This window comes from Microbacterium protaetiae (assembly GCF_004135285.1).
GTDB classification, from domain to species: Bacteria; Actinomycetota; Actinomycetes; order Actinomycetales; family Microbacteriaceae; genus Microbacterium; species Microbacterium protaetiae.
In genome coordinates this window covers 1311256-1333469 of sequence record NZ_CP035494.1, presented here as the reverse complement: position 1 = coordinate 1333469, position 22214 = coordinate 1311256, and the positions used below count along the sequence as shown (strand labels likewise).

Genomic DNA, 22214 nt, shown 5'->3' with positions numbered 1-22214 from the left:
CCCGCGCTCAGCGCCGACCGGCGCCGGCGAACAGCGCGTGCAGCAGTGGCAGCACGGAGACACCCATGAGCACCACGCCGAAGACAGCATCAGAGGGATGCAGCAGAATGCCGCCGATCAGCAGTCCGGCGAACAGCACCGCTGACACGACCCGGCGCGCGGCCCGCTCGAGCCGGTTCATCCGTCGGTCGATCGTCGGCGTCTGCGCATTCAGGCGCCCGTTCTCGAGCAGGCTCACCAGATTGTCGAGCCGCTGAGGCAGCCCCGCCGTCACGCGGGCAATTCGAACCGCCTGCTGCGTGAGGTCGCGCACCACATTCTTGCCCTGATCGCGCACGAGCTGCTGGGCATACGGCTCGACCGCCTGCCACATGTTGAAATGCGGATCCAGCGCGCTGCACACACCCGAGGTGACCGAGGCCGCGCGGATCACGAGCAGGAAGTTCTCGGGCAGCTGAAACGGCATCTCGCGCATCACATCGCCGAAGCGGCGCGCGAAGTCTTCGAATTCGTGCGGGTCGACGCTCTGCAGATCAGAGATCGCCAGACCGCCGAACCTCGCGAAAAGCTCACTCATCGCGCGCTCGAGCTGGGCTTCATCCGCCGAGGGCAGCAGCACGCCCATACCGCTGATCGCGGCGACCAGGCCCTTGCCGTCGCGCGCGGCGACGGCGATGAGCAGCTGCTGCAGCCCGCGCCGCAGCGTGTCGGGGATCTCGCCCATCATCCCGAAGTCGACGAAGGTCAGCGCCCACCCCTGCGGCGTGCCCGGCCGCGGCGTCACGAAGATGTTGCCGGGGTGCGGATCGGCATGGAAGAGGCCGTCTCGAAAAAGCTGATCGAACATCGCCTTGGCAAGCGCATCGGCCACCGCCTTCGGGTCGATGCCCGCCGCGCGCAGCGCCGCGATGTCGTTGATCTTGATCGCGGTGACATCCGACAGCGTCAGCACGCGTCGGGTGGTGCGCTCCCAGGCTGGCACCGGCGCCTCCACGCCGGCGTCGTGCGCGAAAGCATCGCGGAAGCGCTCGGCGCTGGCCGCCTCGTGCAGATAGTCGACCTCTTCGCGACTCGTCGCGGCGAACTCCTCGACGAGCGCGGGCAGATCCACGCGCTGCGCGATGAATCCGATGCGGGCCAGCCACCGTGCGATGCGGCGCAGCGCCTTCAGATCGACGTCGATGATCGCGTCGATGCCGGGCCGCTGCACCTTGACGACGACGTCGGCGAATCCGGTCTGAGCGGCGTCGTCATTCGACAAGCGCGCTCGATGCACTTGACCGAGGGATGCCGCAGCCACCGGTTCGGGATCGAAGAACGCATACGCACGGTCGAGGGGCACACCGAGCTCGGACTCGGCCAGCGCGCGGATCTGTGCAACCGGCACGGGCGGCACCTCGTCTTGCAACGACTCGAGCTCCTTCGTGATCTCGGGCGGCAGCACGTCCAGGCGAGAGGAGAGGAACTGGCCGACCTTGATCATGAGACCGCCGAGGTCGACCGCCAGAGCATGGAACCGCTCGGCGATGCGGGCGAACCGCGCGGGACGCCCGCGGCGGGCCAGCGCACCCAGGCCGATCCGCGGCAAGACGAGGGCGAACCACCACTCCTGCACCATGTAGCGCAGGGCGAAGCGCATGATCCGCCGATAGCGGGCACGGGTCGCCGGCGTCGGGGTCGAGCCGCGTCCCGGCGGCTGCGAGCCGGCCGCCGGCCGCCGTGTCGCCGACGGATCGTCGTGCGGCATCCGCTCAGTCCTGCGCGAGGATCGCGTAGAGCTTGCGCCGCGCGTCGTCGAGCGTGCTCACCGCCTGCTCGATCTGCGCGGGCGTGCCATCGCGCATCACCTGCATGGCGACCTGGGCGAGCTTGGCCCCGGCCTTGGGCAGGGCCGCATTCGGGCCGATGCCGCGGGAGGCCGGGCCCTCCCAGGGGGCCGGGCCCTCGGCGGCTTCGGCCTGTTCGCGTCCGGCGTCGGTCAGCGCGTAGGTCTTCTTGCCGTCTGCCTCGGTGACATCGACGAGTCCCTCATCGGCGAGCAGCTGCAGGGTCGGGTACACCGAGCCCGGGCTCGGCTTCCACGAGCCGCCGGAGCGCTCATCGATCTCCTGAATCAACTGGTAGCCGTGCATGGGCTGCTCGAGCAGCAGCGCAAGGATCGCCGCCCGCACATCGCCACGACCCATCCGCGGGCCGCCGCGCTGTTCGAACACGTCACGCAGATTGCCGACGGCATCCCACAGCCCGAAGCCGAACGGACCCGGACCCCCGCCGAAGTCGTGGCGTGGGTCGCCCGGTCGTCCGCCCATAGGTGAACCGTTCATGATGTTCCTCCGTTTCAGACGGGTCCCGAAAACGGGGCCGTAACGACAGTGAACGATATATCGCTGGGAATGGCGTGTGAGCCGCCGCTCACCGCTGTCGCGCGCTGGGCCAGTGTCGGCCGCTGCGGGCTTCGATCGCGGCGTTGAAGCGCTCGAGCGACGCGGCGAAGCCCTCGATCTCGTCGTCTGTCCACCCCTCGAGAAGCAGCGTCGTCGCCTTGCGATTGTTCGCGCGTTCGTCGTCGAGGCGGTTCTTACCCCGCACCGTGATGCGGAACTTGCGCGCGATACCGCCCTGTGGATCGGGAATGCGCTCGGCCAGGTCGTCGCGCAGCAGCGCCGCCGTCTGCCGATTGAGAGTGGAGACATCCCGGCCCAGCACCGTGCTCAGTTCCGACAAGCTCATCGGGCCGCCGGCGTCAAGGCAGGCGAGCAGTGTCATCGCACTGCGATCGAGTTGTCCGGCACGGCGCGTCATGTCTGTGAAGTTGCGCCCGATCAGCAGGAATCCCTGATCGATCCGTTCGTACGCCGACGTCATCTCGTTCCCTTCCGTATCTCGAGTGTAACTTAAATGTGTATGATGCATAGTATGTGCATGATGCACATTGAAGGAGCAGAGGACACATGACCGCAGCATCCACCCCCCTCAAGAGCGGCCGGCTCATCACCGTGCTGGCGTTCGCCGGCATTCTGGGCGCGCTCACCCAGACCCTGGTGGTTCCGCTCATCGCCGAGCTTCCGGTGATCTTCCACACGAGCAGCTCGAACGCATCGTGGGTCATCACCGTGACACTGCTGGCCGGCGCCGTCGCGACGCCCATCATCGGGCGGCTCGGTGACATGTACGGCAAGAAGCGTATCCTGCTGCTCGCCCTTGTGCCGATGCTCGTCGGCTCGGTGGTCTGTGCGCTTGCGGGCGGGCTCGTGCCGATGATCATCGGTCGCGGGCTGCAGGGGATCGCCGCCGGGACCGTGCCCCTGGGCATCAGCCTGCTGCACGATCTGCTGCCGCACGAGAAGGTGCACGGCGCGGTGGCGCTGATGAGCGCCTCGATGGGCATCGGCGGCGCGCTCGGTCTGCCGCTGGCTGCCGGTGTGGCCCAGTACGCGAGCTGGCGGGTGCTGTTCTGGGTCGTGGCGGTGCTGACGGCTCTCACGATTCTGTTCTCGTGGATCATCGTGCCGCGCGACCGGGCCCGGCCCGCGGCATCCCGCAGCTTCGACTATGCCGGCGCGGTGGTGCTCGCCATCGGTGTCGTCGCGCTGCTGCTGGGCGTGTCGAAGGGGTCGGAATGGGGCTGGACGAGCACGCTGACGTTGTCGCTGCTGATCGGATCGGTCGTCGTGTTCCTGATCTGGGGATGGTGGGAGCTGCGCACGCCCCACCGGCTCGTCGATTTGCGGGCGACGGCCCGCCGGCCCGTGCTGTTGACAAACCTCGCATCGGTGCTGGTCGGCTTCGCTATGTATGCGCAGTCGCTCGTGATTCCGCAACTCATGCAGCTGCCCGTCGAAACGGGCTATGGACACGGACAGACGATGCTGCAGATGGGGCTGTGGATGGCTCCGATGGGCCTCGGGATGATGGCGGTCTCGCCGCTGGGCGGATGGGTCACGCGCCACTACAGCGCCAAGACCACGCTCATCATCGGCTCGATCATCATCGCCCTCGGCTACGGAGCCTCGACGCTGGTCACCGGGTCGCTGGTCGGACTGATGATCACCAGCACGGTCGCCAGCGCAGGTGTCGGGTTCGCCTATGGTGCGATGCCGGCTCTGATCATGGCCACGACACCGGCGAAAGACAAGGCGGCTGCCAACGGCTTCAACTCGCTCATGCGGTCGTTCGGCACCACGGCGTCGGCCGCGGTGCTCGGTGTCGTGCTCGCACAGTTGAGCACGCCGATGGGCCCGTACACCGTGCCGACGCTGGCCGGCATTCGTATCTCGCTGTTGATCGGGTGCGGCGTCGCCGTGGGAGCGGCCGTGCTGGCGGCGCTGACCTCGTCGCGCAAGAGCGTCGTGGTGTCGGCCGAGGCGCTGCTGGCCGAGACGGAATCGGCGGCGCTGCCCGTCGACGGTGAGTTTCTGGCGGGGGATGCCGCGGCACAAGTCGCGCGCGAGCGGTAGGGCGTCGCGGCCAGGGGCGGGCGGTGCGGGCGGTGCGGAACGGTCACGACGACCATCGCGCCGCCACCGCTGCGCCGCAGGAGGAACCGGGTGCGACACCATGCCACAGTGGTGGCATGATCGATGACCCGACCCGCACGAACGATGGCAGCGCCGGCGACGCCGACTACGGCGCGATCGGCCGCGACTACACCTCGTACCGGCAGCCCGACCCGCGCATCTTCGCGGTCGTCGCCGCCGCGTTCGGCGATGCCCGCACGATCGTCAACGTCGGCGCCGGCGCCGGCTCGTACGAGCCCACCGATCGAAACGTCACGCCGGTCGAACCCAGCGCCACCATGCGTGCCCAGCGTCCGGCCTGGCTCGCGCAAGCCATCGACGCGAGCGCTGAGGCTCTGCCCTTTGCCGATGACGCCTTCGAGGCGGCTCTGGCCTCGTTCACTGTGCACCAGTGGAGCGACCTCGGCGCCGGGCTGCGCGAGATGCGCCGCGTCACGACGGGGCCGGTCGTCATCCTCACCTGCGACCCGGCGGCGCTCGACCGGTACTGGCTGAACGAGTACGTACCCGAGATCATCGCCACCGAGGCGCGGCGCTTTCCGGCGCCGGGCGAGATCGCAACGGCACTGGGCGGCCACGTCTCGGTCACGACCGTGCCCATCCCGCTCGACTGCACCGACGGATTCGGTGAGGCCTACTATGGGCGTCCCGAGGCGCTTCTCGACCCCGGCGCCCGCCTGGCCAACTCCGCGTGGAGCTTCGTCGACGATGACGTCGAACCCCGCTTCGTGCGCCGACTCACCGCCGATCTCGCCGACGGCACCTGGGATGCGCGTTGGGGGCACTTGCGCACGCAGCCGACGTTCGATGGCTCGCTGCGACTCATCGTCGCAACGCGGCGGTGAGCGGGCCGCCCGGGCGATAGCGCACTACCCGGGCGATCACGTGCCAGGTCGCAGCCGAGCCACGTCGCCGAGTTCCGCCTCGCCGCGCGGTCTTGGCGCCGAGTCGCGGTGCCGTTTGGCACAGTGGAAGCATGAGCGAACTCTCCCGCATCCTTCCCGCCGGTCGCCGGCACCTGCTCGAGAAGCCGCTGTACGGCCATCTGGGCACGGTAAGGCCCGATGGCACCGTGCAGGTCAACCCGATGTGGTTCGAGTTCGACGGCGAGCATGTGCGGTTCACCCACACGACGAAGCGCCAGAAATACCGCAACCTGCAGCACAACCCGTCGATGGCGCTGTCGATCGTCGATCCCGATCAGCCGACCCGCTACCTCGAGGTCGCCGGACGCCTGGTCGAGATCGTCCCTGACCCCGACGGCGCCTTCTATGTACGGCTGCAGAACCGCTACGGCAACGCGTCGACGAACCCACCTGGCGACAAGGCCGACCGGGTCATCCTCGTCATGTCGATCGAGCGCGCCACCGGGCAGTAGCCTGGGCCCGCACGAAAGGGGCGGGCCATGCTGATCAGAGACGCGACACCGGCGGATGCCGCAGCCATCGCCGCGATCTACAACGATGCCGTGCTGCACACCACCGCCACCTGGCACACGACCACCGTCGATGCCGACGAGCGCCGCGCGTGGATCGCGGCCCGACAGACCGCGGGGTTTCCTGTGCTCGTCGCCGCAGACGACGGCGACGTGATCGGCTACGCCACCTACGGTGACTGGCGCGCCTGGGAGGGGTATCGCTTCACCGTCGAGCATTCCGTCTATGTGCGCGCGGATCGGCGCAGCAGGGGCCTGGGCCGCACGCTGCTGGAGCGGCTCATCGCCCACGCACGTGCCGCAGGAAAGCACGTCATGGTCGCCGGCATCGGGTCGGAGAACGCCGGGTCGATAGCCCTGCACGAGCGGCTCGGCTTCACCGAGGTGGGCAGGATGCCGCAGGTCGGGGCGAAGTTCGGCCGCTGGCTCGATCTCGTGTTTCTGCAGCTCGTTCTCGACGACCGCGCCGAGCCGGGCGACTGACCGCTCAGGCGTCGGGTTCGACCAACCGACCGGCATCCCAGGGCCTCGTCCAGCCGAGAGTGTCGAACAAGCCCGACAGCACCACCCCGGTGAAACCCCAGATGAGCCGCTCGCCGAGCTGAAAGGCGGGCATGGCCGGGATGCGCATGCCCCGCACCCGCGCGACGCTGCGGCGGTTCTGCGGATCGAGCAGTTCGCCCACGGGTGCCAGGAACACCTCTTCGGTCTCGGCCGCATCCACCGCCCATACGGGGGAGGGATGCCGCCACCACGCCGGCACCGGTGTCACGAGGTTGTTGCTCACCGCCAGCGGCAGCTCGGGTAGCGGAGAGAAAAGCTCGACGCCGCGTGGATCGATCCCGGTCTCTTCGACGGCCTCGCGCACGGCCGCACCCACGGGTCCGTCGTCGCCGTCTTCAAGCCCGCCGCCGGGAAAGCCGATCTGACCGGGGTGATGTCGCAGACTCGACGCGCGCCGCAGCAGAAGCACCGCGGCGTCGTCGGGGGCGATGGGCCGCTCGCCGTCTGAGCCGTCGGCCGCGCCGAAGAGCATGAGCACCGCTGATCGACGGCCGGTTGCGGCATCCACCCGCACGCGATCGAACCGCGGCCAGTGATCGGGCGCTGCGAGAGCAGAGAGGGCGGCACGGGCGTCGTCGGGGGCATCACTCACCTCTCGGAGAGTACTCGCGGAACGTCGGAGGCCGCTTCTAGAGTGGGGCGGGTACGACACCTGACCGCGTCATCAAAGGAGGATCACGATGGTCGAGTCGACGGAATCGATGCCGATCACCCAGCTTTTTCCGCAGGAGTTCCACGAGACGCCCGGCACCGAAGACTGGCGCGTGCTGTTCTGGGGCGCGCACGTGTTCTACCGAACGGAATCGTTCGCTCAGGCGGCCGCCTTCGTTGCCGACATCGCCCAGGCTGCGGCCGAGGTCGGGCACGACCCCGACGTCGATGTGCGGCCGGAGGGGGTGGTCGTGCGCACGTTCTCGCGTATCGACGGGGCCCTCAGCCGCAAAGACGCCGATCTCGCCGTCGCCGTCAGCGCGGCCGCGCATGCGCGCGGGCTGACGGCCGACCCCACGATGCTGAAGGTCGTCGGCATCGCGGTGGCGCAAGATGCCGGTGCTGACATGCGGCCGTTCTTCGAGTCGGTGTTCGGCTATGTGCGGGTGGGCGACGAAGACCTGATCGACCCGCTGCGACGCGGCCCGCACTTGTGGTTCCATGAGCTCACGCCGGCCAAGCCCGGGCGCGGCCGTACGCACATCGATCTGTCGGTGCCGGCAGACGTTGCCGAAGACCGCATGCACGCGGCTCTCGCCCATGGCGGCAGGGACGTGAACGGCGAGATCATGCCGAAGACGTGGACCGTCGCCTCGCCCGAGAACCATGGCGTCGACATCGCCGGGTGGGCAGACCTCGAGGCGTGACGGGATGCCGCGGGCCGCGGCATCCCGAATCCCTCACTTGTACGAGTAGAAGCCCTCGCCGGTCGCGATGCCGAGCTTGCCCTGGTCGATGTAGTTCTCCTTGAGCAGCTTCGCGAACGCCTGCTGCTTCTCGCCGCCGGCGGCCGAGATGTTGTAGGCGGTGGTCAGGCCCACGACATCGAAGATCTGGAACGGGCCCTGGGGTGCACCGGTGCCGATGCGCCAGACGGCGTCGATGTCTTCGGGCGAGGCGATGCCCTCGACGAGCAGGTCGCCGGCCGCGTTCAGCAACGGCACGAGAAGCGAGTTGAGCACGTAGCCCGAGCGCTCTTTGTGCAGCTGGATCGGCACCATGCCGATGCTCGTGGCGAAGGCGACGACCTCGTCGTACACCTGCGGATCGGTGCCGGGGTGTCCCATGATCTCGGCGGTGTTGTGCACCCAGATCTGGTTCGCGAAGTGCAGGGCGAGGAACCGCTCAGGGCGTCCGGTGAACTCGGCGATGGCCGAGGGCAGCAACGTCGACGAGTTCGTCGCGAAGATCGTCTTCGCCGGCGCGACCTCACCGAGTTTCGTGTACACCTCGCGCTTGAGCTCGAGCTTCTCGGGCACCGCCTCGATGACGAGGTCGGCCTGCGCCACGGCGTCGGCGAGATCGGCGCTGTACCGAATGCGTTCCAGCGCCGCATCGGCCTTCGCCTGGTCACCGAGATCGCGCGCGTAGGTCTTCGCGAGCTTCGCGAACCGGTTCTTCGCGGTCTCGAGCACCTCGTCGCTGACGTCGTACGCGACGACGGCATAGCCGCTGTAGGCGGTCTGGAAAGCAATCTGCGAGCCGAGCACTCCGGTGCCCAGCACGGTGATGTCGTTCATCTGTGTTTCCTTCTCTCGTGGAGTCTGGTGAAGGGATGCCGCGGCCCAGTGCCGCTTCAGGCGGGAGCCGCCCCGACGGTGAACCGGACGAGGTCGCGGGCAAAGCGGTCGACCTCGGCATCGGTCCACTCGTGGATCGCCTCGGCGACCACGCCGGTGAGCACGGCGATGGTCTCGCGGTAGGCGCGCTCGCCGGCGGGGGTGAGTTCGAGGGGGCGGCCGCGGCCGGGGCCGGCGGCCTCGCGCACGAGTCCGGCGCCGAGAAGGTCGCCGATTTGGCGCGAGAGGGTGGAGCGGTTCAGCCGAAAGTCGCGCGCGATGTCGGCCGAGCGGCATCCCGGGTTGTCGACGATGTACCCGATGATCGACTGCGCGGTCATGCTCAGGGCGGTGCCGGTGGTGCGGGCGTCGGCGACCCCGCGGCGCGAAATGAGGATCAGTGCGCCGAGGATCTCGGCGGTGTCGGTATCGCGGGCCATCGGACGTCTCCTTGTGTTGCTCAGTGCAACATTAGCTCGTTTCGTTGCATGGTGCAACACGCGGCTTTCGTGGATCTGTGATGTCGATGTCGGCAGTCGAGCGGGTCAGGCCGGCAGATTCCACCGGGTGACCACCCGCGCGTCGTGCTCGAAACCGAGCTCACTGATGCCGCCGGCGTCGAGCGCGAAGCGCGCCCCCTCCGTCGGCGGCAGGTCGAGCCACCGCGCGGCGAGCACGCGCAGAAAATGCGCGTGTGAGAAAACCGCGGCATCCTGCCCCTGCTCGACCGTTGTCTGCAGACGCTCGATGACGGCATCCGCGCGTCGGGCGATTTCGGCTGCCGTCTCGGCAGGCGTCGGATCGGGCGGGGATGCCGTCCAGATGCTCCACGGGTGGCCGATCTGCGCCGAGATGTCTCTGCTGGTTCGGCCTTCGAGCGCGCCGTAGTCCCACTCGACGAGGTCGTCATCCACGATCGGGTCGGCGAATCCGGCCAGTGCCGCGGTCTCGCGCGCCCGCCGGCGCGGGCTGCACAGCACGACGGCGAACCGCCTCTCGCGCAGTGCAGCGCCGATGCGCCGCGCCTGCTGCTCGCCGCGCTCCGTCAGACCGATATCGGTGGTCGACGTGTGGCGTCCGGCCCTGCTCCACTCGGTCTCGCCGTGGCGGACGAGCACGATCGAGGGACCATCGGATGCCGGAGTGAAATGCATGCTTCGAGGGTATGCGCGCCGCTGAGGTCTGCCCCAGGTGCCGCGCTGCTCGTCTACAGTGCTGATCATGACCCTCGATCCGTCAGACCGCGCCGCTGTGGCCGCCTTCATCCGCTCTGAGGCGCGTGCCGTCGTTGCGACCGTGACCGACCAGGGCGCCCCCGAAGCGGCGCTGGTCGGGGCGGCCGCGCTCGACGACGGAACGCTGGTCTTCGACGCCCCCGCGCACACGCGAAAGATCGCCAACATGCAGGGACACGCCCGCGTCGCGGTCGTCGTCGGCCTGTGCCGCGATGTCTCGCTGCAGCTCGAGGGTGACGCGATCGTCACCGACGGCGCAGAGCGCGACAGGTTGGGCGCCGCGTACAACGCCCAACTGCCGGGTTCGCGTGCCCTTGACGCGGGGTTCGCCGTCGTGGCCGTCCGGCCCGACTGGGTGCGGGTTTATGACGTGTCGGGCGGGGCTGCGCAGGTGGCCGAAGCCGCCTGGTGACACTCGAGCAGGATTCGAGAAGCGGCCGGGCCGCGGCATCCCTAGTCTGAGTCTCACGACACGACGAAAGGATGGCCGATGGCCGAGAAGACCGCAGGATTCACCGCCGAAGAGCGCGCTGCGATGAAGGCGCGCGCCGCCGAATTGCGGGCCGAAGCGAAGGCGTCGAAGGGCGCCGCGAAGAAAGAGGCCGACCGACAGGGCGTGCTCGAGGCCATCGAGGCGCTGAGCGGCACCGACAAGGTGTTGGCGCAGCGGTTCCACGAGATGGTCACCGAGACAGCCCCCCAGCTCGACCCGAAGACCTGGTACGGCTTTCCGGCATACGGACGCGACGGCAAGGCCGTGTGCTTCTTCAAGGCATCGGCCAAATTCAACTCGCGATACGCCACGATCGGATTCAACGATGGCGCGCAGCTCGACGACGGCGCGCTGTGGCCCACCGAATTCGCGATCGTGGAGTTCACGCCCGACGTCGAGAAGCGCATGCGCGAGATCATCGCGCGCGCTGCCGGCTGAGCGGGTGGGATGCCGCGGGCTGCTCGTTCATCGCGTGTGAGCGTGCGGCTGTCCGCGGCACGAGGCTGCCGCGTCGATGCGCGGCGACCAGAAGCAGCGCCGTGATGGCGAGACTGACCAGCATCGGCACCAGCGATGCCTCGAGGCCGAAGTCGCCGCCCGTCAAGATCGCCGGGCCCTGCACCGTGGCGATCAAGACACCCGGATCGGCGTGGCCCGACACCGGAATGCCGAGCGCCTGCTCGAGCCCATTCCAGGTGGCATGCAGCGCGAACACCAGCCACAGACTGCGTCGCCACAGGAACGCCGCGCCGAGCAGTCCGCCGGCTTCAACGGCGATGGCGATCGAACTCCACAGCGTGGCAGCGGGATTGGCCGCATGAATGAGACCGAACAGCACAGCCGTCGCGCCGAGCGCTATCCAGCTTCCGCCGAGCTTCTCGATGGCCTGCAGCGCAAGGCCGCGGAACAGCAGCTCTTCGGTGACGGCGCCTCCGACCAGGATGGCGAGGATCCCCGGCAGCGCCCGCACGGTGGCGGTGGGGTCGAACGTGAAACGGTACCCGCCCAGCAGCGTGATGATGCCCACCGACACGGCGAGAAAACCCGCGCCGATCGCGGCGCCGATCAGCGCGTCGCGCAGCGCGTGGCGCAGGGCGAGCTCGGGCATCGGGCGCCGGGCGACGAAACGCATCACGAGCCCGTAGGCGGCAAGGGTTGTCACCACAGCAAGGATCGTGGGGATGGTCCCGGCGCCGACGAAGGTCGAGAGAGCGCCGACGGTGATGACGCCGATGGCGAGCCAGACAAGGGGAAAGCGCAGGAAGCGCAGAAGCGGCGCGCCGCGCGAGATCGTGTTCATGCTTTGACGCTACGGATCGGGCGGTGGGGCGCGAATCACCCTGCGGCAGGCAATCGGCATCCCCCGCCAGAGGGATGCCGCGCTGCGTCAGCCTTGCGCGGTGACCAGGCCGTTGCGATAGGCGTAGACGACGACATGCACTCTGTCGCGCAGCTCGAGCTTGAGCAAGATCCGCGAGACATAGGTCTTCACGGTCTCGTGGCTGATCACCAGTGCATGTGCGATCTCGGCGTTCGAGTCACCGTGGGCGATGGCGGTGAGCACTTCGAACTCGCGTGGAGTCAGTCGCGCCAGGCGCGGGTCTGAGTCGGGGCGAGGGGCGGCTGGCAGCACCCGCTCGGCGAAACGACCGAGCAGGGCCTGTGTCACCGCCGGAGCCAGCAGCGATTCGCCCGCGGCGATGGTGCGCACCGCATTGACCAGTTGCTGCGCGCTCGAATCCTTGAGCAGAAAACCGCTGGCACCCGCGCGCAGCGCGTCGTAGACATAACGGTCCAGTGCGAACGTCGTCACCACGAGAACGCGGGGTGGGTTATCCACCCCCGGCCCGGCGAGGATCTTCGTCGCCGCGATGCCGTCGAGCACCGGCATCCGCACGTCCATCACTATCACGTCGGGGCGCACGCGTCGGGCGAGTTCGACCGCGGCGCGGCCGTCACCGGCCTCGCCGACGACGGTGATGTCAGGGTGCAAGCCGAGGATCGTGGCGTACCCGGCCCGGATCACGGCCTGGTCGTCGGCGATGATCACCCGGATGCCGCTGTGACCGTCGCCGGCGTCGGGTGGGGTGGCGCCGTGGGTGCTGGCACCGGGTGGGGTGGCGCCGTGGGTGCTGGCACCGGGTGGGGTGGCGCCGGGACTGGTGTTGCCGTGCGCGCTGTCGCCGGGTAGCCGGTCGTCGTTCTGCGGGTCAGGTGTCATGCCGTGCCTCTTCGGGGGTGAGGGGAAGGTGCGCGGCGAGCTCGAAGCGGCCGCGAGAATCCGGGCCGGCGTGGAGGCGACCGCCCAAACGTCGCACCCGCTCGGCGAGCCCGGGCAGTCCTCGCCCCGAGCCCGGGATGACCCGGCGATGCGACCGGGAACCCGTCGACTCGGTGGTCAGGCGCACCTGGACCTCGTTTGCCGACCACGCGACCTGCACCCGGGTGGGCTGCCCGGGTGCGTGCTTGAGTGCGTTCGTCAGGCCCTCTTGCACGATGCGGTACACCGCGAGGCGCAGCTCATCGGTTCCGACCGGCATCCCTTCTTCTTCCAAGGTGATGCGCTGACCGGCCGCCTGCGCCGCGCGCACCAGGTCGCCGAGGGCGCCGATCGCGGGTGATCTGGCGGTGTCGTCGGATCCGAGCACATCGAGCAGTCGGCGCAGGTCGTCCAGGGCCCGCCGACCGCCGTCCGCGATAGCTGCCAGCTGTTCGCTACTCAGAGGCTGTCCGGAGGCCGCCAAGAGCGACGCCGCATCGGCCTGAACGACCATGCTTGTCACGTGGTGGCCGACCACATCGTGCAATTCCCTGGCCACTCGCATCCGCTCATCCGTCACCGCGGCCCGGGCGCCATCGGCGGCGCGGGCGTCGGCGGCAGTGGTGCGGAGTCTGACCAGATCGCCCACGCCCCATGCGGCGGCGAGCACGAGCGTGAAGGTCACGAAGTCCCATACGTGTTCCGGTGAGCCGAGCACCAGCAGCACGACGGCGAGGATCACGTAGGCCGCGGCACTCGTGACGACGGTGACGCCGCGGGCGCGGCGCTGATGCGCGCCCGCCGAATACAGCGCGACCAGAACGCCCAGGCCGGCCGGTGACGGCGGATACCCCAGGCACTGGTCGACGGCGAACGCGACGCCGACCAGCGCGAGAGCCCAGCCGGGCGCCGTGCGCCGTGCGGCCAGCGGCAACGTCTGGGCGAGAATCAGCAGCACAGACAGGGTGTCGGCTGGCCTGACCGGCAGTGCGCCGAGCACGAGTCCATAAGGGGCGAGCACGGGCAGCAGCGAGATCGCGGCGAATGCCGCCGCGCCCAGCCCGTCGCGAATACTCTGCGGCTGCGAGCGCCACCACTGAATCAGCCGCACGCCGCCTACACTAGAGCACCCGCCGGGGGCGGGCTGGCGCGTGCGGTTGTGGGCTGCTTAAGGGTGGCGGTGCGCTGGGCGAGGGTGGAGCTGGCGTCGCTGCGCGGCTCTGCTCGCGGACGGTGCTTGGCGTCGCTCAGCGGCTCCCGACTCGGGGCGTCGCCTGGCTCCGCTCAGTCGCGCGGCAACGGCGCGTAGAACGTGAGCCCGTTGCCCTGACTGTCATAGCCGACTGCGCGCCGTTCATGGGCGTCGTTGTACGGGCCCTTCGCGAGCCCGCCGCCGTTGTCGTCCAGGGCCTTCGCATCGCCATCGACGTCGTCGGTCTTGATTCCGACGACGACCTGGCCGGGGATGGGGTGATCCAGCGCGGTCGCGAGCGCGAGCGTGATGGTGCCGCCGTCGAGGGCGGCAAAATGGTTGCCGTCGCGGAACTTCAGCGGAAACCCGAGCGTCTCCGTATAGAACCGGATCGACTCGTCGAGATCTTCCGTGGACAGGATGATCATCTTCACCTGGCGGTCAGTCATGGGTGCTCCTCTCGGGGTGGTTCCGACGCTACTCCGGGTGCGGCGCTTGCGGATGGGCGCCCACCGGTCGCACGGCGACAGCCATCGGTGACGCGGTTCCGGGGGCCGCTGCCCCGGGCGACGTGTTCGGTTCGCAGGACGTTTTTGGGATCCCGGGCGTGTTGTGCGGCGTGTCGGGCCCCGGGGTGGAGATCGTCCTGCGAGCTGAACAGCGCGGGGTGGGATGCCGGGGCGGCGCGGGCATGCGGCGGGATGCCGGGGCTGGGAGGGGTGCGGGGTGCCGGAGCCAAGGCGGGCGGATGCCGGGGCGCCCGCGGTGTTCGGTTCGCAGGACGTTTTTGGGATCCCGGGCGTGTTGTGCGGCGTGTTGGGCCCCGGGTTGCAGATCGTCCTGTGAGCTGAACAGCGCGGGGTGGGATGCCGGGGCGCGGCCGGGATGCGACATGGTGGGGATAATGGGCGCGTGCGCTTCCGCCCCCTGACCCCCGCCGATCTCGAGTCCAGCCCCGAATGGTTCGGCGAGATCGAGTTGCGCGCCGACCGATGGCGCGGTGACGACACCCGGTCGGCTGTTGCGCTCGATGAGGCCGGAGCAACAGTGGCCGCCGGCATCCTCTGGACTTCCCGTGCGCACGACGATCGCTACTGGGCCGATATCGTCGTCGAGCCGTCCCGCCGCCGTCGCGGTATCGGGTCGGCGATGGCCGCACACCTCGCGACGTTGCGGCACCGCGACATCCCGTTCATGACCCGAGGCTTCGTGGGTACAGAACGGCTCGCCTTCGCCTTTGCACGAGGGGCGCGGACGATTCAGGTCGTGCCGCCCACGCGGGTGGCGACAGCCCGCCGGCAGGCGCTGCGGCCGCTCGCGACGGTCGCCGCCGCAGCGACGCTGCCGTTCGAACGCGTGCTGGCCGCGCACGCCGACATGTATGAGTGGATCCACCGCGGGTGGAGCCTGGTGAGCGCTGAGTTCGCGAGCGCCATCAGCGAAGGGCTCGACGATGACCTCGACCAGGAGGCGTCGGCTGTCGCCGTCGGCGCCGACGGTCAGATTCTGGCTCTGGTGGCGGTCTACCGCGACTCCGATCCCTACGTCGTATGCGCGGAGACCACCCGACCCGAGGTGCCGCACGGCGAACGGATCGTGGAGGGATGCCTGCGGTACGCGTTGGACGCGCTGGCCGCACGTGGCATCGCCGAGGTCGACTTCGACGGGCATGTCACCGACCCGCACCTGCTGCCGAACTGGGTGAAGCTCGGCCCGGCGGGCGAGTGGTTCCTGCTGGTCGAGATTGTGCCGTGACGGCGATTCCTCCCCAACCATGGTTGGGGACCGAGTTTCCACTGATGTTGCCGATCGTTGTCGGAGCGGGGGTACCCAGGCGTACCGTCGGTGACATTCCACCCTCGCAGCGGCACAATGGAGGCATGACCGTGACACCGGACGTGATCGGCGTGATCGTCGCCGTTTTCGTGTGCGCGGTCGGCTTCGCGACTTTCGTCGCCGGGATGCTGCGTCGACAGTCTGATCGCATCGACACGCGATTCGAGCAGATGCTGGCGTACATGGAGGGGCGGTTCGCACAGGTCGACGTACGGTTCGCACAGGTCGACGCACGGTTCGCGCAGGTCGATGCCCGGTTCGACAAGGTCGACGCACGGTTCGCGCAGGTCGATGCCCGGTTCGACAAGGTCGACGAGCGTATCGCCGGGGTTGAGGCCGCGCTCGTTGAGACGAAGATCGCGATCGCGCGCATCGAGGGACCGCAGACGCGCTTCGTCGTCGCGCGTTGACGGCCCGCGCCGCGCCAGGATGGCGACACGGCGGTAGCGTCGATGGTGAGAGGAAGAGGCATCCATGGCGCATGCGGACGACCGCGATCTGGTGACATTGTTCACGAAGGCACTGCGCAAGCTCGGCGAGGCGGGGCAGCCGGAAGAAGCCAGCATGCTCGGTGGGCAGGCGTGGTGGGCACTGAAGGACACCGACCCGCGCGGAGCCGAACGTGTCAACGGAACGATGCACTACCTCGCACGGCTCGCCGCCGATCCGACTGCGCGCGAACGCGACTGACGGCGGTTCCCGGCGCGGAAAATCCGAGCAGCACAGGTGGAGCCCCGCACCCCGCCGCGCCGCGACCGCAGCGCTCAGCGCGCCGGCGTCTGGCAGACGCCCTCAGTCGTCGAGCAGAGCGGCCGCGTACATCGGCCGGGCAGCGTCGGCGCTCGGCGGATGGAAAAGCCCGGCGGTGGCATCCCGGAACAGCCGGCTCACCTCGTCCGAATTGTTGAAACCGGCGCCGCTCGCGCACATCAGCGCCACCTCGGCCGCCCGCCGCGCCGCGTTCGACGCGTTGATGCGCGCCGAGACAAGGCGCAACGGCCAGCCGGAGCCGTGGTCCACGCCCTCATCGAACTCGCGCGCATATGTCTCGAGCTGGGCGGGTACGGCCATGTATTCCATGAGCGCGTCGGCCAAACGTGCGCGCGGTTCGGGCACCTCGGCGTAGCTCGCTCCTGCCTTCGCCGAGGTTCGACGCTTCAGGCCGGCTGCGCCGAGGTCGAGCGCGCGACGCGCGATGCCGGCATACACCGACCCGATCAGAAGCTGGAAATTGCTCGTGATCGCGAATGTCAGCAGGTCGGGAACGCGCCCCGGTGCGAGCCGGCGAGCGACCCGTTCCGGGCGCAGTCGCACATCCTTCAGGATCGTGGCGCGGCTCTGCGATGCCCGCATGCCCAAGACATCCCAGTCGTCCGCGATCGTGATGCCCGCGGCATCCCGGTCGATGAAGCCGTAGACCAGCTCGGGTTCTTCGCCCGACGAGTCCCGTCCATGCACGATCAGGCGCGTCCACACCGGTGACAGCGACGTGAAGATCTTCACGCCGGTGAGCAGGTAGCCGCCGTCGTTCTGTGGCGTGGCCACCGTGTTCGAGTCCTGCAGCACCCAGTCGTTGCGGGGCTCGCTGATGCCGAACGCGAAGATCTCGCCGGCCATCGTCTGCTCGAACACGTATCCCAGCGAGCGGTCGCCGCGGTCGAACATGGCCTTAACCACGCCGTTGCACATCAGGTGCATGTTGATCGCCAGGGCCGTGGCCGGCGCGGCCCCGGCCAGACGCTGCTGCAGCCGCCCGACCTGGCTCAGGCTCAGGCCCGGTCCGCCGAACTCCTCGGGAACGAAGAGGGTGAGATAGCCGCCCTCGCGCAGTTCTTCCAGATCTTCGTCGAAGAAGCGGTTCTCTTGGTCATACACCGCTGCCCGCTCGCGGAACCGTTCCAGCAGCGCGTCGGGCAGGTACTGCGCGGCCAGCTCAGCGTGCCGAGCCTCACGATCGGTCATGGGTGTCTCCTGTTCTGATGATGACGGCCCCGTTGTGCCCACCGAATCCGAACGACGTCGACAGCACCGTGTCGACCTTCTGCTGTCGCGGCGAAGTGAGAATACTCCACTCGGGGAATGCGGGGTCGTCGAGGTTGAGGGTCGGGGGAAGGATGCCGCTGCGCAACGCCTGCACGGTGATGATCGCCTCGACCACGCCGCACGCACCCAGCAGATGCCCGGTCGACGACTTCGTCGCGCTGATCGGGATGCCGCGGGCCCGCCCGCCCAGCGCGGTCTCGAGGGCGTTCAGCTCGGCCGCGTCACCGGCGACGGTTCCCGTGCCGTGAGCGTTGATGTGGTCGATGGCATCGGCGCCGAGTCCGGCATCGGCCAACGCAGCCCGGATGGCACGGGCACCGCCGGTGCCCTGCGGATCCGGAGCGGTCGGATGGTAGGCATCGCTCGATGCGCCGAATCCGATCAGCTCGGCGAGCACCTCGGCGCCACGGCCTCGCGCGGCATCGGCTGATTCGACCACCACGGCCGCCGCACCCTGCGACATGACGAACCCGCGGCGGCCCGCGTCGAAGGGCCGCGACGCGTGCGCCGGCTCGTTCTCATACCCAGATGCCAGCGCGCGCATATTCGCGTTGGAGGAGAGGTTCACACCGTTGAGGCAGTCCTCCATGCCGACGACCACGACCGCCTCGGCATAGCCATGTCGAATGCGGCGCAGGGCCTCGCCGAGCCCGATCGCGCCGCTCGCACACGTCGCCGAGACGCCTTGGGCCGGGCCGAAGATGCGATGTTGCTGCGTGATCACGGCGGCTGCGGCATCCGGTGCCCCATGCATCGACAGGCTCAGTGGCACCGCGCGCGGCCCGCGTTCGTCGAGGGCACGCGTGGCCTGCTGCATGGCGTCGACCGGTCCCGAACCGGTGGCGGCGATCACGGCGACGTGTTCGGAGTCCCACGGCAGCGCACCGTCGATGGCCCCGGCCTGGGCGAGCGCCTGGTCGGCGGCGGCAATGGCCCAGTGCTGCACCGGAGTCAGGCGGCGCGCGAGCACCGTCGGCAAGGCCGACTCGAAACCGCGCACCTGCCCGCCGATGCGCACGGCGAGGCCGTTGAACTCGGGGCCGTCAAGAGTCGTGATGGCGCTGCGACCCGCACAGACGGCATCCCACATGCTGCCGACATCGAGCCCGCTGGGCGTGATAGCGCCCATGCCGGTGATGACCGCGCGGGTCATACGTCGACCGCCCTCGTGGTCAGGCCGGGCTGTGGAGGGGCGTTGAACTGTTCCGAGGTGAGGAGATCTGCCGAGATGAGGGGGGTTTGGTGCGGAAAGCTCCGCACCTGGGCAGATCTCCTCAGCTGAGCTGCGGATGCCGCGGTCACAGCCGTACCGCCCGCCCCGTCGTGACCAGCTCGGCCGTCTCACCGCGCCGGATCTTGCCGCCGACCGTGCGGGGGAGCCGCTCGAGGCGATACCACCGGCGCGGCACAGACTGTGGAGCAAGGCGCTCACGCGCCCATGATCGCAGGGTCGCCTTGTCAGGCGGCGAATCGCCCGCATCGCTTTCGCACACGAGCGCGACGACCGAACCCAGGCGTGCGTCGGGCAATGCAACGGCGCAGACGGCGCCGAGTTTCGGCATCCCGTCGAAGGCGCGCTCGACCTCGGGTAGCGCCACCTTGTAGCCGCCCGTCACGGCGACGTCACCGGCGCGGCCGATCAGCTGCAGGCCCCCGCCTACCAGCCGGCCGAGGTCATGGACGGTCGCCCAGCCGTCGGCATCGCGCAGCACCTCATCGGTGGTCGCCGATACATACCCCTCAGAGCATGCGTCGGCGTGGATCCACACCGTGCCGGGCTCCTCCTCGGGCACCGCGCCGCTGTCGCCGCGGATCTGTGCGGTTATCCCGTCATACAGCGAGATCAGCCTGCCGTCGCCGGCACGGCTGTCGCCGATGAAGCCGATTTCGGCGGCGCCGTAGTAACTGATGAGCCGCACCCGCGGCAGTACCTGGGCGAGCCCTCGCCGAATCGACTGCGGCAGGTTGGCGCCGCCGGTGACGACGAGCTCAAGGGAGGTGAAGCGTTCGGGGTCACGCCGTGCGGCATCGGCGAGGGCCTGCACGACCGCGGGCACCGCGACCACCCGGGTGATGCGCTGATCGCCGATGCGGCGGCCGGCCTCGATCGGGTCGAAGGCGTCGGCCACATGCACACTGCCGCCGGTGGCCAGACACTCGATCACGGCATAGAGGGTCAGGCTGTATGACACTGGTCCGGGCGCCAGCGTTGCCACGCCAGGCAAGGGCTCGAGGTGAGCGGCCGAGACGGCCACGTTGGCGCGGTACTGTCGCCGCGTTTTGAGAAAGGCCTTCGGGTTGCTCGTGGTGCCCGACGAGAACAGCATGAGGAACGCCTCGTCGTCGGCTCGAACCGTCGGCGTCGTAGCGGGCGCCGCGTCGTGCTCGCGGCGGGCGAGTTCGCCGAGGGAGACGATCGTGCCCGACCAGCCCCGTTCGGCCAGGGCGTCGGCAAGGTCGCTGGCGTCGCTGACGACGACGCCGACCCCGGTGGCCATGATCACCCCGACCTGATGCTCCAGGGGCCAGCGCGGATCGATCGTGGCCGACACGGCGCGGTACCCGGCAAGGCCGGCGACAATGCGCGCGGTCTGGAACGCCGAGGTGACACTGACCGCGGTGATCGGGATGCCGCCGGTCTCGCGTGCGGGCGACGGCGGTGTGCGCTGTTCCCGGTGCAGTGTGTCGATCACCGTGAACAAGCGGCGCGAGTCATCGACGAGGTCGGCGTAGCTGAGCCGGCCATCGCCGCCGCCGATCGCCGGCCGATCCGGATGCCGCGCGGCCACGTCGAGGATCGTCCCCGTGATCGGCACCTCAGACCTCCCCTTGGCCGCTGCACGGCCACCGCCCAGTCTAGGGTTTCTGCACTCGGTACGGGATCGATGACCGCTGTGATCGAGCGGTTCTCGTCACAAGCCGGATGCCGCTGCCAGCGCGGCCTCGTCGAGTGTGACATCGAGCAGCCCCTCGAAGTACGGATCGGCGTCCAATTCCGCAGCCTGCGCCGCCGTCAGCGCCAGCAGTTCCTGCACGGACGGCATCACCGTCTTGGGGTATGTCCCCACGGGAATATAACCGAGTGCCTCGGCCGCGGACATGTCGAGGAAGAACGGCGGCCACGTGTCCCAAGGGCTGCGACCCCAGGCATCCGGAGCATCATCTGGCAGTCCGACGATGTCCAGCGGACGATTCGCGGCCTCCGCGATGGCTGCGACGATGTCCGCCGCCGACGGAGTGTCGGGATCGGCGGCGTTCAGGATGCGCGTGCCGGGATGTTCTGCGCAGACCCGCACCAGACGCGCGAGGTTAGCGGCCGCCGTCGGGTGGTTTCCGGTTCGGCCACCGTGCGCGAGCGGCAGCCGCGAGCGCCCGTCACGCAGTCGTCGCACCACGAACCACTCACGGGGGCGAGCCGAACCCGGGCCGTGAATGCGTGAGGGGCGTAGCACCGATACCGCGCACGATGCTTCCAGCAGCGTGCGCTCCATCGCCACCTTGTTGCTGCCGTACCCGTTCCGGGACTGATACTCGCCCGAGAAGTCAGGCTCGAGCGTCGCGGTCGACTCCGCCACCGGACCCCCGAAATCGGGCGGCTCGTCACTGTTCGAGTGACGTCCCCGCGCATCGACATAGACGGCCTTGCTCGAAAGAGCGACGATCGAACCGATGTCTGCTGCCCGGTCGACCAGCGAGTGCGCGTGCGCCGAGGTGTAGGCGACGCAATCCACCACGAGGTCGGCACCGTCGCGCAGCACGGCGTCGAGTTGCGTCGGGATGCCTCGATCCGACCGCACGAACGCCACGCCGAGCTCGCGCAGCGCGGCGGGAAAGTGCGAGGCGTCGCGGCCCGTTCCTGCGACCTGCCACCCCGCACCGGCCAGTTCGCGCGCTATCGCGCGTCCGGTCATCCCGCTGACGCCGAGGACGATGGCGCGCATGCGGTCTATTCCGCCCAGGGCATGGAACGCTCGCGGTCGAGCTGACCGTCGCGTCCGATCGCCTCGAGAGTGTCACCGCCCGCTCGGATGCACAGCCACCGCAGCGCTCCCGGGCTGTCGGGCAGAGCGCGCCACGCGCGCAGCACGCCCGGGCCGACTCGCACGACACTGCCGGCTTGCACCTCGACGACATCGTCGCCCACGGCCATCTGCCCGCGCCCGGCGAGAAAGACGTACACCTCTTCAAGGACGTCGTGCGAGTGCCAGAACGGCACCTCGCCGCCCGGTTCGAGAGCATTGGCCGAGGCGCCGATGTACTGCGTCGGGATCTCTTTGTCGATGAACCGCTTCGCGACGGGGCCGCCGTCGGGGTCGGTCCATGCCTGCGGGTCACCGATCTCAAGAATGTCGTACGAGCTCATCCGTCC

At 69.1% G+C, this 22214-nt stretch carries 26 protein-coding genes; 10 read left to right on the top strand and 16 right to left on the bottom strand.

Features of this window, described 5'->3' with window-relative positions; translation table 11 throughout:
• Nucleotides 1-7: 7 nt before the first annotated feature.
• The 3 genes from ET475_RS06180 to ET475_RS06170 form a co-directional block, all read right to left on the bottom strand.
• Complete coding sequence (locus ET475_RS06180; protein WP_129387296.1) at nucleotides 8-1747, bottom strand: ABC1 kinase family protein; 1740 nt, start codon at nucleotides 1745-1747, stop codon at nucleotides 8-10.
• 4 nt (nucleotides 1748-1751) lie between these two features.
• Complete coding sequence (locus ET475_RS06175) at nucleotides 1752-2324, bottom strand: PadR family transcriptional regulator (RefSeq protein WP_129387293.1); 573 nt, start codon at nucleotides 2322-2324, stop codon at nucleotides 1752-1754.
• A gap of 88 nt (nucleotides 2325-2412) precedes the next feature.
• Complete coding sequence (locus ET475_RS06170; RefSeq protein WP_129387290.1) at nucleotides 2413-2865, bottom strand: MarR family winged helix-turn-helix transcriptional regulator; 453 nt, start codon at nucleotides 2863-2865, stop codon at nucleotides 2413-2415.
• Between the two features lie 86 nt (nucleotides 2866-2951).
• On the opposite strand from ET475_RS06170, the gene ET475_RS06165 reads away from it, so the two are divergent.
• The 4 genes from ET475_RS06165 to ET475_RS06150 all read left to right on the top strand — a co-directional run bounded on the left by ET475_RS06165 (nucleotide 2952) and on the right by ET475_RS06150 (nucleotide 6435).
• Nucleotides 2952-4457, top strand: coding sequence for an MFS transporter (locus tag ET475_RS06165; protein ID WP_129387287.1), 1506 nt, complete (start codon nucleotides 2952-2954; stop codon nucleotides 4455-4457).
• Between the two features lie 116 nt (nucleotides 4458-4573).
• A complete protein-coding gene (locus ET475_RS06160) occupies nucleotides 4574-5362 on the top strand; it encodes a class I SAM-dependent methyltransferase (RefSeq protein WP_129387284.1) in 789 nt (262 codons plus the stop codon).
• A gap of 131 nt (nucleotides 5363-5493) precedes the next feature.
• Nucleotides 5494-5895, top strand: coding sequence for a PPOX class F420-dependent oxidoreductase (locus ET475_RS06155; protein ID WP_129387280.1), 402 nt, complete (start codon nucleotides 5494-5496; stop codon nucleotides 5893-5895).
• Nucleotides 5896-5922: 27 nt separating this feature from the next.
• Complete coding sequence (locus tag ET475_RS06150; protein WP_129387276.1) at nucleotides 5923-6435, top strand: GNAT family N-acetyltransferase; 513 nt, start codon at nucleotides 5923-5925, stop codon at nucleotides 6433-6435.
• 4 nt (nucleotides 6436-6439) lie between these two features.
• Here the strand turns inward: ET475_RS06150 and ET475_RS06145 are convergent, their stop codons facing one another.
• Nucleotides 6440-7108, bottom strand: coding sequence for an NUDIX hydrolase (locus ET475_RS06145; RefSeq protein ID WP_129387273.1), 669 nt, complete (start codon nucleotides 7106-7108; stop codon nucleotides 6440-6442).
• Nucleotides 7109-7196: 88 nt separating this feature from the next.
• Between ET475_RS06145 and ET475_RS06140 the strand changes: the two genes are divergently transcribed.
• A complete protein-coding gene (locus tag ET475_RS06140; protein WP_129387270.1) occupies nucleotides 7197-7874 on the top strand; it encodes a 4a-hydroxytetrahydrobiopterin dehydratase in 678 nt (225 codons plus the stop codon).
• Nucleotides 7875-7907: 33 nt separating this feature from the next.
• Here the strand turns inward: ET475_RS06140 and ET475_RS06135 are convergent, their stop codons facing one another.
• The 3 genes from ET475_RS06135 to ET475_RS06125 all read right to left on the bottom strand — a co-directional run bounded on the left by ET475_RS06135 (nucleotide 7908) and on the right by ET475_RS06125 (nucleotide 9940).
• Nucleotides 7908-8747: a 3-hydroxyacyl-CoA dehydrogenase gene (locus ET475_RS06135; protein ID WP_129387267.1), complete on the bottom strand. Its 840-nt coding sequence runs from the start codon at nucleotides 8745-8747 to the stop codon at nucleotides 7908-7910.
• Between the two features lie 56 nt (nucleotides 8748-8803).
• Nucleotides 8804-9226, bottom strand: a complete 423-nt coding sequence (locus tag ET475_RS06130) for a MarR family winged helix-turn-helix transcriptional regulator (protein WP_129387264.1) — start codon at nucleotides 9224-9226, stop codon at nucleotides 8804-8806.
• A 105-nt stretch (nucleotides 9227-9331) separates the two neighbouring features.
• Nucleotides 9332-9940 carry a histidine phosphatase family protein gene (locus tag ET475_RS06125; RefSeq protein WP_129387261.1) on the bottom strand — a complete coding sequence of 203 codons (609 nt, stop codon included), beginning with the start codon at nucleotides 9938-9940 and terminating at the stop codon, nucleotides 9332-9334.
• Between the two features lie 67 nt (nucleotides 9941-10007).
• On the opposite strand from ET475_RS06125, the gene ET475_RS06120 reads away from it, so the two are divergent.
• Both ET475_RS06120 and ET475_RS06115 read left to right on the top strand, forming a co-directional pair.
• A complete protein-coding gene (locus ET475_RS06120; RefSeq protein ID WP_129387258.1) occupies nucleotides 10008-10433 on the top strand; it encodes a pyridoxamine 5'-phosphate oxidase family protein in 426 nt (141 codons plus the stop codon).
• A 78-nt stretch (nucleotides 10434-10511) separates the two neighbouring features.
• A complete protein-coding gene (locus ET475_RS06115) occupies nucleotides 10512-10952 on the top strand; it encodes a DUF1801 domain-containing protein (protein WP_129387255.1) in 441 nt (146 codons plus the stop codon).
• Here ET475_RS06115 and ET475_RS06110 read toward each other — a convergent pair.
• The 4 genes from ET475_RS06110 to ET475_RS06095 form a co-directional block, all read right to left on the bottom strand.
• A complete protein-coding gene (locus ET475_RS06110) occupies nucleotides 10930-11814 on the bottom strand; it encodes a CPBP family intramembrane glutamic endopeptidase (protein ID WP_129387252.1) in 885 nt (294 codons plus the stop codon). The two genes, ET475_RS06115 and ET475_RS06110, sit on opposite strands and share 23 nt — an antisense overlap.
• Nucleotides 11815-11901: 87 nt before the next feature.
• Nucleotides 11902-12735: a response regulator gene (locus tag ET475_RS06105; RefSeq protein WP_129387249.1), complete on the bottom strand. Its 834-nt coding sequence runs from the start codon at nucleotides 12733-12735 to the stop codon at nucleotides 11902-11904.
• Nucleotides 12725-13885 (bottom strand): sensor histidine kinase, encoded by a 1161-nt coding sequence (locus ET475_RS06100; protein WP_129387246.1) that lies wholly within the window; start codon nucleotides 13883-13885, stop codon nucleotides 12725-12727. Before ET475_RS06100 ends, ET475_RS06105 begins: the two co-directional genes overlap by 11 nt.
• A gap of 173 nt (nucleotides 13886-14058) precedes the next feature.
• Nucleotides 14059-14415, bottom strand: a complete 357-nt coding sequence (locus ET475_RS06095) for a VOC family protein (protein ID WP_129387243.1) — start codon at nucleotides 14413-14415, stop codon at nucleotides 14059-14061.
• Between the two features lie 463 nt (nucleotides 14416-14878).
• Between ET475_RS06095 and ET475_RS06090 the strand changes: the two genes are divergently transcribed.
• From ET475_RS06090 to ET475_RS06080, 3 genes are all read left to right on the top strand, one after another.
• The gene (locus ET475_RS06090) at nucleotides 14879-15721 is read left to right on the top strand and encodes a GNAT family N-acetyltransferase (RefSeq protein WP_129387240.1); all 843 of its coding nucleotides are present in this window, start codon (nucleotides 14879-14881) and stop codon (nucleotides 15719-15721) included.
• Between the two features lie 125 nt (nucleotides 15722-15846).
• On the top strand, nucleotides 15847-16212 hold the full coding sequence (locus tag ET475_RS06085; protein ID WP_129387237.1) for a hypothetical protein: 366 nt from the start codon (nucleotides 15847-15849) through the stop codon (nucleotides 16210-16212).
• Nucleotides 16213-16276: 64 nt separating this feature from the next.
• The gene (locus ET475_RS06080) at nucleotides 16277-16492 is read left to right on the top strand and encodes a hypothetical protein (RefSeq protein ID WP_129387234.1); all 216 of its coding nucleotides are present in this window, start codon (nucleotides 16277-16279) and stop codon (nucleotides 16490-16492) included.
• A 102-nt stretch (nucleotides 16493-16594) separates the two neighbouring features.
• Here the strand turns inward: ET475_RS06080 and ET475_RS06075 are convergent, their stop codons facing one another.
• From ET475_RS06075 to ET475_RS06055, 5 genes are all read right to left on the bottom strand, one after another.
• On the bottom strand, nucleotides 16595-17764 hold the full coding sequence (locus ET475_RS06075; protein WP_129387231.1) for an acyl-CoA dehydrogenase family protein: 1170 nt from the start codon (nucleotides 17762-17764) through the stop codon (nucleotides 16595-16597).
• On the bottom strand, nucleotides 17751-18998 hold the full coding sequence (locus ET475_RS06070; RefSeq protein WP_129387229.1) for a beta-ketoacyl-[acyl-carrier-protein] synthase family protein: 1248 nt from the start codon (nucleotides 18996-18998) through the stop codon (nucleotides 17751-17753). Before ET475_RS06070 ends, ET475_RS06075 begins: the two co-directional genes overlap by 14 nt.
• Before the next feature lie 145 nt (nucleotides 18999-19143).
• A complete protein-coding gene (locus ET475_RS06065; protein ID WP_129387225.1) occupies nucleotides 19144-20661 on the bottom strand; it encodes a class I adenylate-forming enzyme family protein in 1518 nt (505 codons plus the stop codon).
• Nucleotides 20662-20757: 96 nt separating this feature from the next.
• On the bottom strand, nucleotides 20758-21786 hold the full coding sequence (locus ET475_RS06060) for an NAD-dependent epimerase/dehydratase family protein (protein WP_129387222.1): 1029 nt from the start codon (nucleotides 21784-21786) through the stop codon (nucleotides 20758-20760).
• A 5-nt stretch (nucleotides 21787-21791) separates the two neighbouring features.
• Nucleotides 21792-22208, bottom strand: a complete 417-nt coding sequence (locus tag ET475_RS06055; protein ID WP_129387219.1) for a cupin domain-containing protein — start codon at nucleotides 22206-22208, stop codon at nucleotides 21792-21794.
• Nucleotides 22209-22214 lie beyond the last annotated feature (6 nt).

Bases quoted from the DNA above. Each gene is read 5' to 3' on its own strand.
- ET475_RS06075 (WP_129387231.1), bottom strand. From the start codon at position 17,764: ATGACCGATCGTGAGGCTCGGCACGCTGAGCTGGCCGCGCAGTACCTG.
- ET475_RS06125 (WP_129387261.1), bottom strand. From the start codon at position 9,940: ATGCATTTCACTCCGGCATCCGATGGTCCCTCGATCGTGCTCGTCCGC.
- ET475_RS06055 (WP_129387219.1), bottom strand. From the start codon at position 22,208: ATGAGCTCGTACGACATTCTTGAGATCGGTGACCCGCAGGCATGGACC.
- ET475_RS06070 (WP_129387229.1), bottom strand. From the start codon at position 18,998: ATGACCCGCGCGGTCATCACCGGCATGGGCGCTATCACGCCCAGCGGG.
- ET475_RS06120 (WP_129387258.1), top strand. From the start codon at position 10,008: ATGACCCTCGATCCGTCAGACCGCGCCGCTGTGGCCGCCTTCATCCGC.
- ET475_RS06180 (WP_129387296.1), bottom strand. From the start codon at position 1,747: ATGCCGCACGACGATCCGTCGGCGACACGGCGGCCGGCGGCCGGCTCG.
- ET475_RS06155 (WP_129387280.1), top strand. From the start codon at position 5,494: ATGAGCGAACTCTCCCGCATCCTTCCCGCCGGTCGCCGGCACCTGCTC.
- ET475_RS06160 (WP_129387284.1), top strand. From the start codon at position 4,574: ATGATCGATGACCCGACCCGCACGAACGATGGCAGCGCCGGCGACGCC.
- ET475_RS06165 (WP_129387287.1), top strand. From the start codon at position 2,952: ATGACCGCAGCATCCACCCCCCTCAAGAGCGGCCGGCTCATCACCGTG.
- ET475_RS06140 (WP_129387270.1), top strand. From the start codon at position 7,197: ATGGTCGAGTCGACGGAATCGATGCCGATCACCCAGCTTTTTCCGCAG.
- ET475_RS06105 (WP_129387249.1), bottom strand. From the start codon at position 12,735: ATGACACCTGACCCGCAGAACGACGACCGGCTACCCGGCGACAGCGCG.
- ET475_RS06115 (WP_129387255.1), top strand. From the start codon at position 10,512: ATGGCCGAGAAGACCGCAGGATTCACCGCCGAAGAGCGCGCTGCGATG.
- ET475_RS06095 (WP_129387243.1), bottom strand. From the start codon at position 14,415: ATGACTGACCGCCAGGTGAAGATGATCATCCTGTCCACGGAAGATCTC.
- ET475_RS06170 (WP_129387290.1), bottom strand. From the start codon at position 2,865: ATGACGTCGGCGTACGAACGGATCGATCAGGGATTCCTGCTGATCGGG.
- ET475_RS06175 (WP_129387293.1), bottom strand. From the start codon at position 2,324: ATGAACGGTTCACCTATGGGCGGACGACCGGGCGACCCACGCCACGAC.
- ET475_RS06150 (WP_129387276.1), top strand. From the start codon at position 5,923: ATGCTGATCAGAGACGCGACACCGGCGGATGCCGCAGCCATCGCCGCG.
- ET475_RS06080 (WP_129387234.1), top strand. From the start codon at position 16,277: ATGGCGCATGCGGACGACCGCGATCTGGTGACATTGTTCACGAAGGCA.
- ET475_RS06110 (WP_129387252.1), bottom strand. From the start codon at position 11,814: ATGAACACGATCTCGCGCGGCGCGCCGCTTCTGCGCTTCCTGCGCTTT.
- ET475_RS06085 (WP_129387237.1), top strand. From the start codon at position 15,847: ATGACCGTGACACCGGACGTGATCGGCGTGATCGTCGCCGTTTTCGTG.
- ET475_RS06135 (WP_129387267.1), bottom strand. From the start codon at position 8,747: ATGAACGACATCACCGTGCTGGGCACCGGAGTGCTCGGCTCGCAGATT.
- ET475_RS06130 (WP_129387264.1), bottom strand. From the start codon at position 9,226: ATGGCCCGCGATACCGACACCGCCGAGATCCTCGGCGCACTGATCCTC.
- ET475_RS06060 (WP_129387222.1), bottom strand. From the start codon at position 21,786: ATGCGCGCCATCGTCCTCGGCGTCAGCGGGATGACCGGACGCGCGATA.